Below are 18940 nucleotides of genomic sequence, written 5' to 3'. Positions count from 1 at the left end.
GGTTTTTTAATGTGGAAATTTAGAAATACATACTCTATGCGATTTTAAAGAAATCCCCTTTTATATATTGAAAAGGATTAACACCTGCTTTATAATACGTAATGCATTCCGGTTAAAATCCATAAATGTAATCATTAGTAAATCGTTTTGTGCATGCCTCATCGGAAAGTAATCACCTCCAGCAATTTTCATCATGAATATCCATTATATAAATGTAATCAATCGATTACACATCCACATTATGCTTAAGACTTTAAAATCCCTGTTGTATTTGCCGGCTCCTGATCCATTATGAATTCCTCAACTAGATATAAAAATAACAACATTTTTGCAATAATCCGGTTCAATCCTCAAAAAAGTCCTGACAGCAATGATAGGAGTGGAATGATGTCAAACCTTTTAGAAATCAGAAACATCAGCAAATCTTTTGGTCATAAAGCTGTTTTAAAGGATGTTACATTCAATGTGCCTGCCGGATCAATTGTCGGTTTTATCGGTGATAACGGCGCAGGCAAGTCAACAACATTTAAAACGATATTAGGATTAATCTCTCAGGATAGAGGTAAAGTGAAAATCTTTGGTAAAGAGAATCTGGATAAACATATAAAGTTCAAAGAAGATATTGGGGTCGTATTTGATGCGATGAATCTTCCTGCGCACCTTACGATAAAGCAGCTGAATCATGTATTTAAAAAACTATTCGGTGCTTGGGACCAAGATCATTTTTACCGGTTGGTTCATTCTTTCTCTTTACCTATGGACAAAAAAGTGAATACATTCTCGCGCGGCATGTCAATGAAGTTATCCGTAGCTGTTGCTTTGTCGCATAATGCAAAATTATTACTCCTGGATGAAGCAACGGGAGGGCTTGATCCCTCTTCAAGAGATGATCTGTTAAATGAATTAAAAAGCTTTGTGAGTAAAAGCAACGGCGGTATTTTACTTTCATCGCACATTATGACTGATGTCGAGAAGATAGCCAGCCATATCATTATTATGAAAGATGGCGAAATTTTATTAAATGAAGAGAAAGATAAGGTTCTTGAAAGCTATACGTTTATAGACGTTGATGAAGGCCGATTGGCTGAGCTTGACGAAGATATCGTTCTAGCAAAAAGGAATCATGGATCTTATTGGAGTGTGCTTGTATCGGATCAACAGAAATTGCCGAATGGCGTAACGGCCAACACCATTTCCATAGAAGAAATCAGCGTCTTTTTAACGAGGAGTGAAAACATTGAGAGGTCTGTTACTGACTAACTATTACTTGGTTTATCGGAGTTTCTTTGCATACACGGGGTTGGCCATATTGGTATCAGCAGTCATTTTTCATAGGGCATAATGTGCCGGTTTGTTTTTCTAAATGGTATTTAGGGTCATCTTTCATCAGATTCTTCTTCCAACGATAATAAGATGCTCGTGAAATACCTAAATGAATACAGATATCCTGTATGATCATTGTGCCGCACAATGCTTCTACAAGCTCGACTGGCGTTTCGCTATCAGCGTCCTTTCCAATTCGTTGTACTTTTTTAACACTTCATTCTGTTGTCTCAGATAAAGATTTTCTGTCTGCAGTTTCTCTAATTCGGAAGAATACTTTGGACCTTTTCCATAAGTATATTGCTTTCCGACAGGTTGTTCGAATCGGTGTGTATCCCCAGCTTTATACCACCTGACCCATGTCTGAACCTGCGTCTTATTCTTGATATTCAATTCCTGCATGATCTCCTTCACAGGCACGCCCGCCACTTTCATTTCTACAGCCTTCTGTTTGACTTCAACCGGATAACTCACTCTTATCCCCATAGAAAAAAACACCTCCAAGTTTTATTTGGGATAACAACTATCCGTTTTCAAACTTGAAGGTGTTATTTGTTTGTCTCATATTATGGGGTCAGTCCCTTTTTTATTTTCTCATTTTTCACGTAAAACCTTTTGGCAAAGCAAACAGAACTAATTGTAATAATAAGAAACTTCAAGGTGAGGTATTCATAGCTTGATATCTTATCCGTTAAACTCTGGAAAGAAATATGGAGTATTCGGCATACCAATAATCCTCTAATTAATCGGAGTTACTCTTAAAAAACATTGTATGAGACAATTTGAATATTGTCAAAATAAGTTATAAGAACTAATCAATAAAAGAATTTCATTGAAAAGATAACAAATATTAGGTATATTAGTAATTGTTAGGATTAGAGACGATGAGCTTTTTCTGATGCATACAGAGTCTAATATACTGGTTAATTTGCTTTTAATTGATATTAAATAGTAATTTGAAACATTTTGAAAAAAATGATATCAATCGTCATTTCATTCGGGGGGATAAAACAATGACTTTATTAAGTGCTATTCAAAAAAAAGCAAGTGAAGAAACCAAAGGAATTACGTTTGTTAAAAATAGAAAAAAAGAAAAGCGTGTATCATATAAAGAATTGTTGATGACGAGTTTGAGGATATTAGGTTTTTTACAAAGTAAAGGAGTTACTTATAAGGATGAGATAGTTTTTCAATTAAAAGATAATGAGGACTTCATCAATGTATTCTGGGCGGGAATACTTGGTGGTTTTATTCCAGTACCAGTTAATTCAGGTACCAACGATGAACATAAGTTGAAATTTTTTAAGGTTTGGGAAAAATTAAATAATCCTTATCTGATATGTGATATGGAACAATATGAGAATTTAATGAAATATGCACAGCATGCAGGAATAGATACTGTAAAAATACGCAATAGAGTAATTGATATTCAAGAAGTTTATAATTTCGAGGAAGAGGGCCACATCCACGAGTGTACAGAAGATGATATTGCATTTGTACAGTTTTCTTCGGGTTCAACTGGTGACCCCAAGGGGGTTATATTAAAACACCGCAATATAATGGCAAATATAGATGGCATCATTACCAATGGTGAAATGAGTATGAGTGACAGTTTATTAACTTGGCTGCCTTTAACGCATGACATGGGGATTATTGGCTGTCATTTAGTACCGACATTTTTGAATATTAATCAAGTGCAGATTAATACAAATGATTTCATTAGAAGACCTACTCTATGGCTTGAGAAAGCCACTCAGCATAAATCAACTTTATTATTCTCTCCTAATTTTGGATACAGATATACCTTGAAATATATGAAAAAATTTTCAATGAACTATGATTTATCACATGTTCGGTTAATTATAAATGGTGCTGAACCAATTTCGGCTGACTTATGTGAAGAATTTTTATCTGAAATGAGTCAGTATGGTTTAAAAAAGAGAACGATGCTTCCATCATATGGACTTGCTGAGGCCTGTCTTGGTGTAGCTTCACCTAATCCATCTGAAGGAAAAATAATAGAGTGGGTCATTGATAGAAGAAAAATGAATATTGGTGATACCGTAGCTGTAATGGACAATGAAGAAAGTCGTTTTGCTACAGTTTTTATTGATGTGGGTTCCCCTATTAAACATACAGACGTGAGAATCACAGATAAAGAAAGAAATGTGTTAGGTGATAATACCGTAGGGTTTATTGAAATTCATGGTGCAAATGTTACTAGTGGATATTACAATATGCCGGATAAAACTAAAGAAGTATTAAGTGATGAAGGTTGGTTAAATACAGGTGATTTAGGTTTTATGCATAACGGAAGACTAATTGTTATTGGCAGATACAAAGACGTTATATTCTTAAACGGCCAAAATTTCTATGCGCATGATTTAGAAAGAATTATTCGAGATGTTGCCGGAATACCTTTAACTGAGGCAGAGGTTGCTATTGGCGGGGTCAGAAATTATAAAGAGCAGTCAGAGAAAGTAGTAGCATTTGTTAGATTTAGACAACCAATTGATAAATTCCTTGATGTTGAGCGAAATATAAAAAGAGAGTTAAATATAAAATTGGGAGTCAAGGTAGATCATGTAATTCCAATCAAACAAATTCCGAAGACCACAAGCGGAAAAATACAAAGATTTAATCTTGTTCAAAAGTTTGAAGAAGGTATATTTGATCCTGTAGTTAACGAAATAAAGAAAATAAAGCTCCAGCTTCAACAAAAACATAATGAAGAAATTGGACAGTTGGAGGGAAAATTACTTGACGTTTGTAAAGAGTTTATTCCAGACAGGGAATTTGGTATAAATGACAACTTTTTTGAAATAGGGATTGACTCTCTTACTTTGACTCAGATGTCATCAGAGTTGCAGAAATTATATACTGAAAAGATTACGATTGCTGATTTTTATGCAAATCCTACTATCAAAGAATTGGCTAGATACATAAAATACGGAGATTCATTGTCAGAAAAAAAGGAAAAGTGTATTAACAAGTTGTCTGTTCAAAATGAGGACGTAGCAATTGTTGGGATATCAGTAAGAGTAGCACATGCAACAGGACTAGACGAATACTGGGAATTAATTCGTAATGGATTAGAAGCAGTGAGAGAGTTACCTAATAATAGAAAAAATGACCTTTATGAATATTTAAAGAAAGAAGGACAAGCCACAGAAAACCTTGAATTCCAACAGGCCTCTTATCTAGATGAAATTGATAGCTTTGACTATAAATACTTCAATATACTTCCAGTGGAAGCCGTTTCCATGGCACCGGCTCAACGATTGTTTTTAGAAGAAGCTTCAAAAGCAGTAGAGGATGCGGGTTATTCGGGTGATAAATTGAAAGGGACAAAGACCGGAGTTTACGTAGGTTATATGAGTGATATGGATGGTTTTAAATATCAGCAAATTGTAAAAACATCTGAAGATTTTTCAACTCCAACAGGATATTTGTCATCTAATATTGCTGGGAGAGTCTCTTATTTTATGGATTTAAAAGGACCCAATTTAATGGTCGATTCAGCGTGTTCCTCTTCTTTAGTAGCACTGGATTTAGCCTGTAGGGGATTAAGGGACGGAAGCTGCGAGCAAGCAATCGTTGGCGGAATTAGATTAAAAACAATTCCTGTCGAAGACGGTTTTAAAGCTGGTTTTGAATCAGACGACTATCGAACCAGACCATTCGATAAAAACGGAAATGGAACAGGTGAAGGAGAAGGTGTCGTCGCTATAATGATTAAACCGCTAAGTGCAGCGGAAGCAGCAAAAGATCATATCTATGCTGTCATAAAGGGTACTGCAATTAACAATGATGGAACATCATTAGGATTATCTGCACCAAATCCAGCGGCACAAACAGCTGCTATTTTAGAAGCATTACAAAAGGCAGATGTGGATCCGAGCACTGTGAGTTATATAGAAGCACAGGGGACAGGAACACCTATTGGAGATCCAATAGAAATTCAAGGTTTAACCAATGCTTATGGAAGAAGCAATGGGAAACAATATTGTTCTATTGGTTCGGTTAGAGGAAATATAGGGCATCTATATGAAGCATCGGGACTATCTAGCTTGGTTAAATGCTGTTTAATGATGCAGCATAAAATCATTCCACCGTTAGCTAATTTTAAAGAAGCAAATAAAAATATTCAGTTTGAAAAAACACCATTCTTCCCAACTACTGTTGAAATGAAATGGGAGCCTGTTAAAGGCGTTAGAAGGTGTGGAATCAATAACTTTGGTTTTTCTGGGACAAATTGCCACGTCATCCTAGAAGAGTATTCAGTTAAGAAAGAATTTCATCCAGAAAGTCATACAGAATTGCCTCTCATTTTTACTATATCCGCAAAAAACAAACAAGTATTAAAACAACTTATTGAAAGTTATATCAGATCCCTTGAAAAGAATAAGGATATGAGGATTGAGGATATTTGTTACACCTCAAATGTAGCTCGTGAACATCATGAGATTAGAGCAGCCATCATAACAGATTCAATAAAAGATTTACTTAATAAACTAAAGAGGTTTACGTTTAAGACTGACCTTTCAACCAAAACATTCTATGGAATCCATAAAAGGTTGAAGGAATCTGCAGCATTTAAAAAAATCGGACAGTTAAGTAAGGATCAAGTTAGCCTGCTTAGCAAGAATGGAAATACTTTAATTTCTGAGATTGATAGAAATAACCGACTAATTCAATTGAATAGAATATCACAAATATATACAAGAGGAGCAGACCTTTCTTGGGAGGGCTTTTATAGTTTGTCCTATGTCAACAAAGTCAGTTTACCGTCTTATGAATTTCAGAAGCTGAGATGCTGGCCATCCTTTACATACAATGAGAAGGTTTTAAATTAAACCGTACTTGATGTATAAGATATACGTAAATATCTGCCAGTGTTTTTCCGGTATATAGAATTTAACGGAAATAATCGAATTATAAGGTTTCGAAGCCTAGTATTTAAGGGATAGCCATTGTGTAAAGAGTATTCTCTGTCAAAATCATTTGATTATCCCTTTTGAAAAATCAGATTTGTCACCTCTAGATGGTTAACACAAAGAGGGCAGGGGGCAGAAAATGAAAACTAAAAATTTAAATGAAACTCTGGATGAATTACTTACTATCGTCTCAAAAATAACTAAAATAAATAAGAGTGAAATCGATATAAATCAAAACCTTGTAGAAATGGGCATGGATTCTATTGTATTTACTAAAATAAATTACTCTATCATACAACATTTCAGTGTAGAAATTCCTTTTTCAAAAGTATATGAAGAATTAACCGACCTATATAAAATAGCCGAATACCTTTCGGAGAAAACAAAATATCAGTCGATTTTAAATGAGACAACTCAACCTTTGAAAATAGGGGAAATAGAGGAGTCCACAACTGTTATAAAAGCCGACAAAGAGACTATAATTCAAGAAACATCCAACAGATATAAAGATATCCATGAACTCATCACCAAAGTAAAAGCCAGAACAAAATCAAAAGACATTAAAAGAGAAGCTGATGAAGCATTCCTTTGTGAGATTCCACTTACGAAAGAACAGGAGAGTATTCTCGTACAACATGATTTATCGGAAAAAGCTTTTAACGAATCGATTGCTTTAAGAATTCATGGGAAAATTAATATATCCTTTTTAGAAAAAGCTATTAATAAAGTAGTTGAGAGACATGAATCTCTTCGGACTAAAATCAATAAAGAAGCAAGAATGCAGCAACTTTTAAAGGAACAATTCATACCCTTAAGAGTTGTCAAGGATTCTGGATTATATACGAATCAAATTGTTACGGAGTTTGCAGAACAGCCTTTCAAATTATCTGAGAGTCTATTTAGGGCGCTGCTGGTAGAAGAGGCAGAAAATCAATCTGTTTTCGTACTTGTAATTCACCATATCATTGCGGATGGCTGGTCAATTGGCGTTTTGTTAAATGAAATCACAGAAATATATAACAGTATATCAATTGGTGACATGCCGAAAATGGATGATCCACTTCAATTCAGAGAATTCATCCAAGTAAGGGATGAATGGCTGTGTATGAATGAAGATAAAGGAACGACATTTAGAGAAAAATATCATTCGAAAACCGATAATTTTATGGACCTGAATTTTAATCATGAACCAAAAAGTAAGGAATATGTCGGAGCTAGGCTAGATTTAATTGAAAATAAAGAAACATTTGATCAAGTTAGAAAAATTTCAGCAAAGAACAATATGAGTTTTTTTCATACCATGTTTTCTTCTTTTATAGCACTTATCAGTAAGGTTAGCCAAAGTCAGCATATATCCATTGGTGTTCCTTTTGCAGGTCAAAATATTATAAATATTGATAATCTCATAGGAAACTGTGTAGAGATGATAGGGGTTCATTTAGATGTCGAAGAAACGGATGACCTGGTTAGCCTTTCACAGAAAGTATCTCAATTTTTTAAAGAATTAAACGAATCAAGTTACCTTCATAAACAAAATGCGGAGCAGAGTTACAATGTAGTTTTTAATATGATTAAAAATGTTAATAATAGCTTTAATGAAACAGAGTGCGAGTTTTATCCTATTACAATAAGTGAGAGCAAATATGACTTGTTTTTGACCATTATTGAATTTAATAGTCAAGTGATCTTGCGATTTGATTATAACAAAGAGGTTTTATCTGACAAAACAATCACTAGATGGGCAGGCTATTTTAAGGGAATACTAAAAGCGATAATAGAGGAAGATCTGACTGTTATTTCCGAGATGAATGTAGTCTCAAATGAAGAAGAAGTTAATATATTAAGCCATTTCTCCTCTTTTTCATATGAATACATTAATAGTCTTGCAGGAATAAACTTAAGTCAATATGGACTATCAAATGGAGAAGAAGCTAAAGTATTTATCCTAGATCAGAATATGCAGTTACTGCCTACAGGAATGGTAGGAGAAATTTATATTGGACCGAATACCACAGAAATTTATAATACAAACCTGTTAGGCAAAATAAATGAGGAAGGTCAGTTAACTGTACTTGGAGAAGAAGAAAAACAATTCGTATTAAAGGGCAGAAAAGTAAGTTTATATAAAATTGAAGAACATATAAGAAGAAATTCCAAAATTAAAGATGTTTTATGTGAATATGATCCACAGAAATTAGAGCTGATAGCCTACATTATACTTAATGAGACGATAAATGACGCAAGTGAACTTGTTAAAGGCTTGAGAAAGAGTTTACCAGCGTTTATGATCCCCACTGCTTTTATCAAAGTAAGCAATCTAGAAAACAGAGCAGACAGTGTAATACTAGATTTTTATGAGCAGTTGACTGATACGGAAAAGAAACTAATACCATTATGGAAAGATATATTAGATTTGAGAAATGTTACTACGGAAGACCAATTTTTTGAACTAGGTGGCAATTCTCTTAAAGCAATGAAATTAATAGCAAGTATAGAAAGAGATTTTAATAAAAGTATACAAATTAAAGAACTATTTACAGAGCCCACCATAAAGAATTTAGCCGCAATTATTGACGCTACAGCCGTAAATCCGAGCGAACAGATTGAAATAACAAATCTTAGCTCAAAAGAATTTTACCCATTATCTTCAGTACAAAAAAGAATGTATATGCTTCATAAATTAGACCCAGCAAGTTTAAATTACAATATCTCCACAGCTATAGAAATAGAAGGAAAAGTAAACGTCAGGAAGTTACAGGGTGCTATCCATAACATTATCAAAAGGCATGAAAGCTTACGAACATACTTTGATGAAGTGAATGGAAAGCTAGTTCAAAAAATAGAAGAACCTTTTAAACTAAACGTTCAATACTCACAAAACGAGGATTTCATGAACGAGAAGGAATTTCTTGATAAAGAGGTAAATAATTTTATAAAACCTTTTGATTTGAATGTGTTACCGCTTATGAGAGTCAAGATAGTTAAGCTTGAACAGAATAAGCATGTTTTACTGCTAGATGCTCACCATATTATATTTGACGGGGCAAGCGCAGTGGTATTTTTACATGAATTATTAGCTGATTACAATGAATTGGAAATACCTGCGCCTAAAGTGCAATACAAGGATTATATGCTCTGGAAAAGTCAAGTTGCTACCAAAGCAGAAAAAGACAAAAAGGAAAAATTTTGGCGATCGCTTTATCAGAATAATGTTCCTGTTCTTACTATAGAAACTGATTTTCCTAGGCCTGTAAAGCAAACTTTTAATGGAAATAACATTTCATTCGTTCTGGATGAAAATGTTGGTGATCAAGTTGAAAAATTATGTTTAACCAATAAAGCGACGCCTTACATGTTCTTTTTAGCCGCTTTGAATGTTCTCCTAGCTAAATATTCAAATCAAGAAGATATAGTAATTGGTACTGCTATTGAAGGAAGAAACCATCTCGATATTAATAATTTAATTGGAATGTTTGTAAATACCATTCCACTTAGAAATCAACCTGAACCTCACCATTCCTTCATTGAATTTTTAAGTCTTGTAAAAGAAGGTACTTTAAATGCATTTGAACATTCAGATTATTCTCTTGAAGAGCTGCTTGAATTAGTTGATGTAGATAGAAGTGCAGGTAGAAACCCACTATTTGATGTGCTTTTTACTTTCCAAAATAATCTTATGAAAGAATTTAATTTTAGAGATCTGGACATTAAGAGTTATGAAATAAAAAAAGAAGGCTCTAAGGTTGATTTATTTTTTGAAATTAGCCAAGAAAAACAATTTCAATGCAACATTGAATACAATTCTGACCTTTTTACCAAAGAAACCATCGAAAGGATGGTTGAGCATTTCAAACAAATCGTGGCCAGTATCTGTCGGAATCCAGACGCGAATTTATCTGAAATAGAAATGATTACGGAAGCGGAAAAGCAACTGATGCTGCATGATTTTAAGGTAACAAAGGCGGATTATCCAAAAGAAAAGACTATTGTGGAATTATTTGAGGAACAAGCTGCTAAAAATTCAGATCGCATCGCTGTAAAATTTGAAACAGAAGCATTAACATATAACGAGCTTAATCAAAGAGCTAATCAGCTGGCGCGTGTCTTACGGGAGAAAGGTATAAAGGATGAGTCAATAGTTGGGCTGATGGTAGGTAAGTCGCTTGAATTAGTTGTAGGAATATTGGGGATTTTAAAGGCCGGAGGAGCCTATTTGCCGATTGATCCGAAACTCCCGGAAGATCGTAAAGACTATATGATAAAAGATTCAGGACTGGAATTATTAATTACCTCCAACACGTATAAAAGAACAGAGGTTGAATCAATAATCATTAGTCTTGAAGATCATTCAATATTTAAAGGTCCAAGTGGAAACCTTCCATTAATAAATAAATCGAAGGATTTAGCTTATATCATATATACATCGGGTACCACAGGTCATCCCAAAGGTGTCATGGTCGAACACCGAAATGTAGTTAGCCTTATGATCAATGATCAAATGGAGTTCGATTTTTCAGATAAAGATGTCTGGACGATGTTCCACTCTCCATCTTTTGACTTTTCTGTATGGGAGATGTATGGAGCCTTACTCTATGGAGGAAAGTTGGTCATTGTTTCTGATTTGACAGCAAAAGAAACTGCGAAATACTTATCCTTATTAAAAGGTGAAAAAGTAACAGTATTAAATCAAACACCTACTGCTTTTTACAACTTAATGAAGATAGAGCTTCAGAACTTTTCAAAGGAATTATGTCTAAGTTACATCATTTTTGGTGGAGAAGCTTTAAAGTCGACCACGCTGGATGAATGGCTAAAAAAATACCCTGAGACCAAACTGATCAACATGTATGGAATCACTGAAACGACAGTACATGTGACATTTAAGGAAATAGGGGAAAAGGAAGTGAGAGATGGAGCAAGTAATATAGGGAAACCTATTCCTACCTTAACAACTTTAATTGTTAACAAGAATTTAAATGTTCAGCCAATCGGTATCCCTGGGGAGTTGTGTGTAAGCGGAGCAGGTGTAACCCGTGGGTATCTCAACAGAGAGCAACTGACAAAAGAAAGATTTGTTCAAAATCCATATTCTGATAATGAAAAAATGTATAGATCTGGTGATCTAGTGAAATTACTGCCTAATGGAGAAATTGAATATATGGGTAGGATAGATCATCAGGTGAAAATCAGAGGTTTTAGAATAGAGCTCGGAGAGATTGAAAATCGGTTGGTCAGTCATGAATGTATTAAGGAAGCAGTCCTGATAGCAAAGGAAGATGAACAAAATCAAAAATATCTATGTGCTTATATCGTTTGTCAAAAAGCTTTAGATAAATCCGAATTGAAAAATTACCTTAAGGAGAGCCTTCCGGATTACATGATCCCATCCTACTTTATGGAGATGAATAAAATTCCGTTGACGAATAATGGAAAGGTGAATCGGAATGCATTGCCGGAACCAGATGATTCTGGGCTTATCACAAGTAATTATGAGATTCCTCAAACAGCTATTCAGAAAGAACTAACAACTATTTGGATAAAAGTATTAAAAGTGAACTCGGTTGGAATTCATGATAATTTCTTTAATCTTGGCGGCCATTCTCTGAAAGCAACAGTTGTTATCAGTGAAATTCATAAAGTATTTCATATTGAGGTTCCATTGAAGCAATTCTTTATGAATCCAACAATCTTGGGGTTGAGCAGTTACATTGAAACGACCGCCGAGGATCCCTATGAAACGATTGAGCCTTCTATTGAAAGGGATTTTTATGAAACATCCTCTGTTCAAAAACGCATGTACACCTTTCAGCAAGTTGAGAAAACGAGCACTGCTTATAATATGCCGGGGATTTTAAAACTTGAGGGAGAAGTACATCATGAAAAATTAGAAAATGCTTTTAAACAGCTTGTCCAAAGGCATGAAGGGTTGCGAACTTATTTTGAGACTGTGGACGGAGAAATTGTACAAAAGGTTCAATCTTTTCAGCAATTCTGTTTGGAGCGCGAAAAGATTAGAGAAACGGACATATCTGAAATAGTGAAGACATTTATCCAACCGTTTGAGTTAGATAAAACACCTTTGTTCAGGGTAAAAATTTTGGAAAATAATAATGGTGAATATTTATTTATTGATATGCATCATATCATCTCAGATGGGGTGTCCATGAGCATCTTTATTAAAGAACTGACAAAACTCTACAACGGTGAAATATTAAAACCTTTGAGATTACAGTATAAGGATTTCTCACAATGGCAAAATGCATTTCTTCTATCAGGAGGGCTGGAGAAGCAGGCGCTATATTGGAAGAATCGATTCCAAGGGAATGTTCCCGTACTTCATTTGCCATATGATTATGAGAGGCCATCAAAGCAAAGCTTCATAGGAGAGAAAATCTTTTTCCAATTAGATGAAAAAACCACAGCAGGACTTAAGAATGTGGCAAAAGAACAGGAAGTTACACTGCATATGCTCTTATTGACTGCTTTCAATATACTTTTATCAAAATATAGCGGGCAGGAGGATATTGTCGTAGGAGTACCAGTTGCAGGGAGGACTCATGCAGATCTACAAAATATCATAGGAGTATTTGTTAATACACTTGCAATAAGAAATCTTCCAGTTAAAGAAAAGGTTATAAAAGATTTCATTATGGAAGTAAAAGAAAATTCTATCCAAGCTTATGACAACCAAGGTTATCAGCTTGAAGAATTAATTAGAGCTATTTCACTTAAGCGGGAACAAGGACGAAATCCCTTATTTGATGTGCTGTTTGATATGACGGACGCAGATATTTATTCAGACATTAAATTAAATGACGGAATTTTAAAACCAAAAATATTTGAAAATGGGATTGCAAAGTTTGATCTAATGCTTGTGGGATTAGAGAGAAAGCAAAATATAGAGATGTATTTTGAATACTCTTCACAGTTATTCAAGAAGACAACAATAGATAGAGCTATAAGAGATTTTAAAACAATTATTAATAATATAACCACAAATTTAGAAATTACTTTAAGCCAGATCTCGATTAGAACAGAAGAAGAGAAAGAGTTTCTATTACGAGAGGAAAAAGTTTTAGATGAGTTCAAAGATCAAGATTTCTCATTCACTTTTTAAGGCAAGAAAGATGGCCCTTTAAAGGTAAAAAAAGGAGGGGCAAAAATAATTATTTGTCCCCCTGCTTTATTAATAACCTGTTTAATGTTTAAAGGTATCTTCAAGAATGGAGGATGGGATATGAGCGTTAATAAGCAAGAGGCTTTACTACATAAAGAGGAAGACTCAAGAAGATACTGGGAGAGTTTAGATATAGCAAATGAGAAAAAAGTTGAACTCCCTCATGATTTTTTAAAAATAGAAGACTACAAAAAATCTACTACCTCATTTTCTATAGAAGAAGCTCTGAAACAAAAAATGGTTGTAATGACTAAAGGAAATGATTTTCCGCTATTTTCAGTGTTTTTAGCTGCTTTACATATACAATTGTACAAATATACAGGTAAAACTGAAAGTATATTAGGCATTCCCATATATATAGCAAACATGCAAAAAAATGATATCGAGTTTAATAAAGTCTTACCCTATATAAAAGAGGTGGATAAAAACTCTAATGTAAAGACTTTAATTATGCAGGTAAGAGATAGAATTATAGAAACCTATAAACATAAGGACTTAAATATAGATAACATGTTAAAGGGGTTAGGATTGGCAGAAAATACTTTGGAACTTACTCCTGTTAGTATGGCTTTAAACACCCTTCACTCACCTGATTTCGTGAATTATATATGTGATTCACCTAAAAATGAAATAACAATATATATTATAAAGAAAGATAATACACTTGGTTTTGATCTTATCTATAATGCCAATGTATTTAAGAAATCTACGATCGAAGCATTTGGAAATAGATTTATAATGATACTCCAAGAAATTGTTCATAATGTTGATGTGCAAATAAAAGATGTAGAAATTATTACAGATGAGGAAAAAAATCAAATCTTAAATCAATTTAACGAAAGAGCTATTCCATTTCCAAAAAACAAAACCATACAGGAATTGTTTGAAGAGGAAGCAGCGAAACAACCAGATCAAATTGCAACTGTATGTAAGGATACAAGACTTACCTATAAAGAGCTAAATGAAAAAGCGAATGCACTTGCAAGACTATTAAGAGAAAAAGGTATAAAACCCGAATCTATTGTTGGACTTATAGTAGACAGGTCAGTGGAGATGGTAGTAGGGATGCTGGGTATCCTTAAGGCTGGGGGAGCATACCTGCCAATTGATCCTTCATATCCACCTGATAGAATTGATTATATGCTTAAAAATAGTAAGTCTGAGATAGTAGTCACCCAGCGATCGATAAATGATCATTTAGATTATGACGTAACAAAAATATATTTAGATGAAAATTTCACTTATTCTAAATCACATTTAAATTTGGAGCCTATTAATAATGCAGAAAACTTAGCATATGTAATCTATACTTCTGGTTCTACTGGGAAACCTAAAGGGGTACCTATTCATCACAGAAGTGTAATCAATATTTCATCCTGGTTAGGGCGCATTTGTAAAATAAATGAAAACAAAAATGTTTTACAAAATACCAGCATTTCTTTTGATGCTTCAGTTGTAGAGATTATTTCCCCACTTTTAAGTGGAGGAACACTTTATATAACAACTGAAAATGAGAAATTCAATAGGGAAAAGTTTAGAGAGTTTGTACAGAAAAATCAAATTAACATCATTCAATTAGTACCATCAAGCCTTCAGGAATTTATATTAGATGGGGAAAAATTGGAGAGTGTTAACGTGTTGATGAGTGGAGGCGAAGCCCTTCCGCAATCTATAAAGCAAGAAATTATTACATTGGGGTATGACCTATACAACTGTTATGGGCCGACTGAAACGACAGTAGATTCAATCACAGCAAAATGCGATAACAGCGAATATGTTGTGATTGGAAAGCCGATTGACAATACTCAAGTGTATATTATGAATTTTGACAGTCAACTTCAACCAGTAGGGATACCTGGAGAGTTATGTATAGGTGGAGAAGGAGTCTCTAAAGGGTACTTAAACAGACCCGATTTAACTGTTCAAAAATTTGTCTGTAACCAGTTTAATCCTGGAACTAAACTGTATAAAACTGGTGATATGGCTAAATGGAAAGAAGATGGGACTATTGAGTATTTAGGGAGAATAGACCATCAAGTAAAAATTAGAGGATTTCGAATTGAGCTAGGAGAGATTGAGAACAAGCTCTTGCAATTCAAAGAGATAAAACAGGCTGTCGTGTTATCAGGCGATGATGACAGCATAGGTAAATATCTATGTGCATACATAGCAGGAAATAAAAAGATCGACACCATGCAATTAAGAGATTCATTGAAAAAGAGTTTGCCCCATTATATGGTGCCTTCTTATTTTATTCAACTTGAAAAAATACCCACCACTCCTAATGGGAAGCTCGATAGAAAAGCACTGCCCAAACTAAATTTAGAACATCTTACAAATAATAGATATGAAGCGCCAAATAATAAAAAAGAACAAATGTTATCACAGATATGCTGTGAAGTATTAGGGATTAAGAAAATTGGAATGAATAATGACTTCTTTGAGCTTGGCGGTGACTCCATAAAGGCAATTAGAATCAACTCTAAGTTGCAAAAATTTGGGTATAAATTGGAAGTGAAAGAGATTTTTAATAACAGTAATCTTAAATCTATTGCTTCTAAAATCAAAAAAAACGAAACAATTATTAATCAAGAGCCAGTCACTGGGGATGTTCCATTAACGCCCATCCAACACTTGTTTTTCAAACAAAATATTTCTAATAATCATCATTGGAATCAAGCAGTTATGCTGTTTCGCGAAGATGGATTTCAAGAAGATATTATCAGAATGGTTTTTGAACAAATAGTCATTCATCATGACGCTCTAAGAATGCAATATAAAAGAGATAATAATAAAATTAAACAGTTTAACAGGGGAATAGAGAAAGCAAGTTTAGTTTCTATAAAAACTTATGATTACCTTGCTGTGAACTATTTTGAAGATGAAATAAAGGAAAAATGCAATGAGATTCAAAGCAATATTGATTTAGAAAACGGTCCTCTTGTGAAATTAGCACTATTTAAGACCAGCAAAGGAGATCATCTATTAATTGCCATTCATCACTTAGTGGTAGACGGAGTTTCTTGGAGAATACTTCTTGAAGATTTTTCTGAGGGATATAGTCAAGTAACACGAGGAGAAAATGTAAAGTTCCAAACTAAGTCGAACTCGTTTAAGGAATGGGCGGAATACTTACAAAAGCAAATTAAAACTCCAGAACTTTTAGAGGAGTTTCAATATTGGGATGAAATCGAGAAAATTAAAGTGAAACCCTTGCCTTCAGATTATTCATGCAGTGAAGAGGACAATAAGTTTAAATACTTTAAAGAGGTAACGATTGAATTAAGTGAAGAAGAAACAGAGGACTTATTGAAAAAAGCCAACAGAGCTTACAACACTGAAATAAATGATTTATTAATAACAAGTCTTGGTTTAACAATAAATGAGTGGACTTCAGAAGAGCAAATCATACTTAATCTCGAAGGACATGGAAGAGAGATTTTACAAGGCGATATTGATATTAATAGAACGGTTGGCTGGTTTACCGCTCAGTTCCCATTGTTGATAAGTGAAAAAAACATTAGTATTTCCGACTCGTTAAAGAGAGTAAAAGAAAGTTTAAGGCGTATCCCAAACAAGGGAGTGGGCTATGGTCTTTTAAAATATATGGGTCCAGTGAACAATTGGAATAATCGTGAGCCAGAGATCGGTTTTAACTATTTAGGACAGTTTGATGATTCCATAAAAGAAGAAATAATTGAGATTTCTAAACTATCTACTGGAAATAATATGAGTTTAGAAGGAAAGCGAATAAATCAAATTGATATTAATGGAATGATCACTAAGAAAAAATTAAGCTTTACATTCTTATACAACTCCAAAAGATATCGGGATAGCACCATGTCTAATTTAGCAGTCAGATACAAGAGAAATCTCATAGATGTCATAGAACATTGTAAAAATAAAGGCTCGGTTGAATTTACGCCATCTGATTATTCAGATAAAAGACTAACAATAGAAGAGTTAGATAGCTTAAGAGAGACATATGAAATGCATGGAAATTGTAAAATATCTGACATTTATGCTCTTTCTCCAATGCAGGAGGGAATGCTTTTCCACTCTCTTATGGATCAACGGTCTTCCGCATACTTTGATCAAACTTCATATTTGGCTATAGGACATCTTGATATTGAATTGATGCAGAAGAGTTTTGATGTTTTGGTAAGTAAATATGACATCTTGAGAACAGTTATCGCCAATAAAAATCTCAATAATCCAAGACAAATTGTTATGATGGAAAGGGAATCCAGAATATTCTATAAAGATTTAACAAATATGAACGAGAATGATAGAAGTGCTTTTGTGAAAAAGTTTGAACTAGCGGATAGAAAAAATGTCTTTAATTTAAGTAAAGATTTGCTTATGAGAATATCGATACTAAAGGTAAATAAGGAAAGTTATAAAGTAATATGGAGTACTCACCATATACTGACAGACGGTTGGAGCAAATGGATTTTAATGAGGGACTTCTTTGAAATCTACGCTAACTTAAAGAACGGTAGACATTTAGATTCTAATAACGTCAAACAATATGTTCATTATATTAATTGGCTGCAACAACAAAATAGTGGTAAAGCAAAATTATATTGGGATGAATATTTAAAAGGTTATGATACATCTATGGAGCTCCCGGCAATTACTAAAACGTCTAAAACAAGGTCCAATGAATATTTACCAAAAGAAGTTCAGTTCAAAATAGATAGCAAGTTGATAACAGAAGTAGAGAGAATATCCAAATTAAACAAGACTACTATGAATACTGTAATGCAGGCCATTTGGGGGCTTCTTCTTCAAAAATATAACAACACGAATGATAGTGTATTTGGATCAGTTGTATCAGGAAGAAATCATAGAGTGGACGGTATCGAAGATATGGTCGGATTATTTATTAATTTGATACCTGTCAGGATTAAATGCAGTGAAAGCAGCACTTTTGAAGAAATTTTAAGAGAAACTCAAAGAAATGCATTAGAATCTGAGCAATATGATTACTGTCCTCTGGCAGATGTCCAATCACTTACGGATCTTAAAAATCAATTGATAACTACTAAATTGACATTTCAAAATTTCTATATCGATGAAAAATTAAGGAATTTTGATTTCCTAACTGAATTAGGATACAGCGTTGAATATGTAAGTGGAGTCGAGCAAACGAATTACGATTTTAATGTTAAAGTAGTGCCTTCTGAAGAGTTTAACATAACGTTTTCTTTTAATGGATATGTGTTTGATGAGGAAACTGTAACGAATATAAAAAACCATTTCATTAGAATGATGGAAATCATTTCAGAAGACCCCACAGTCAACATTTCGGAGATTGATATCACGATAGACAATGAACGGCACCAACTCTTAGAAGAGTTTAATGATACACAAGCAGATTATGACAGAGAAAAAACACTACAGGAGCTATTTGAAGACCAAGCGGATAAACGCCCTGATCATATAGCGGTGAAGTTTAGAGATCATTATCTTACGTACCGGGAACTCAATGAGAAGTCGA

At 33.9% G+C, this 18940-nt stretch carries 4 protein-coding genes and 2 pseudogenes; 5 read left to right on the top strand and 1 reads right to left on the bottom strand.

Translation table 11 applies throughout. The features are described 5' to 3' along the window. Nucleotides 1–387: 387 nt before the first annotated feature. Nucleotides 388–1260: an ABC transporter ATP-binding protein gene (locus SB724_RS18665; protein ID WP_410572272.1), complete on the top strand. Its 873-nt coding sequence runs from the start codon at nucleotides 388–390 to the stop codon at nucleotides 1258–1260. Next, a pseudogene (locus tag SB724_RS18660) lies at nucleotides 1238–1333 on the top strand (ABC-2 transporter permease); the annotation flags it as partial. The gene SB724_RS18665 and the pseudogene SB724_RS18660, both read left to right, overlap by 23 nt. Nucleotides 1334–1336: 3 nt before the next feature. Here the strand turns inward: SB724_RS18660 and SB724_RS18655 are convergent. Further along, a pseudogene (locus SB724_RS18655) lies at nucleotides 1337–1809 on the bottom strand (helix-turn-helix domain-containing protein); the annotation flags it as partial. A gap of 527 nt (nucleotides 1810–2336) precedes the next feature. Here SB724_RS18655 and SB724_RS18650 point away from each other — a divergent pair. The 3 genes from SB724_RS18650 to SB724_RS18640 all read left to right on the top strand — a co-directional run. Then, nucleotides 2337–6179: a beta-ketoacyl synthase N-terminal-like domain-containing protein gene (locus SB724_RS18650; protein WP_410572270.1), complete on the top strand. Its 3843-nt coding sequence runs from the start codon at nucleotides 2337–2339 to the stop codon at nucleotides 6177–6179. 220 nt (nucleotides 6180–6399) lie between these two features. Continuing rightward, on the top strand, nucleotides 6400–13377 hold the full coding sequence (locus SB724_RS18645) for an amino acid adenylation domain-containing protein (protein WP_410572268.1): 6978 nt from the start codon (nucleotides 6400–6402) through the stop codon (nucleotides 13375–13377). A gap of 120 nt (nucleotides 13378–13497) precedes the next feature. Continuing rightward, on the top strand, nucleotides 13498–18940 hold a 5443-nt coding region (locus SB724_RS18640), incomplete at its 3' end, for an amino acid adenylation domain-containing protein (RefSeq protein WP_410572266.1).

Source organism: Bacillus sp. SIMBA_031, assembly GCF_046535225.1.
In the GTDB taxonomy this organism is placed as follows: Bacteria; Bacillota; Bacilli; order Bacillales; family Bacillaceae; genus Bacillus; species Bacillus velezensis.
Note: the sequence above shows the minus strand (reverse complement) of the source record. Positions and strands in the feature narration are given on the sequence as shown.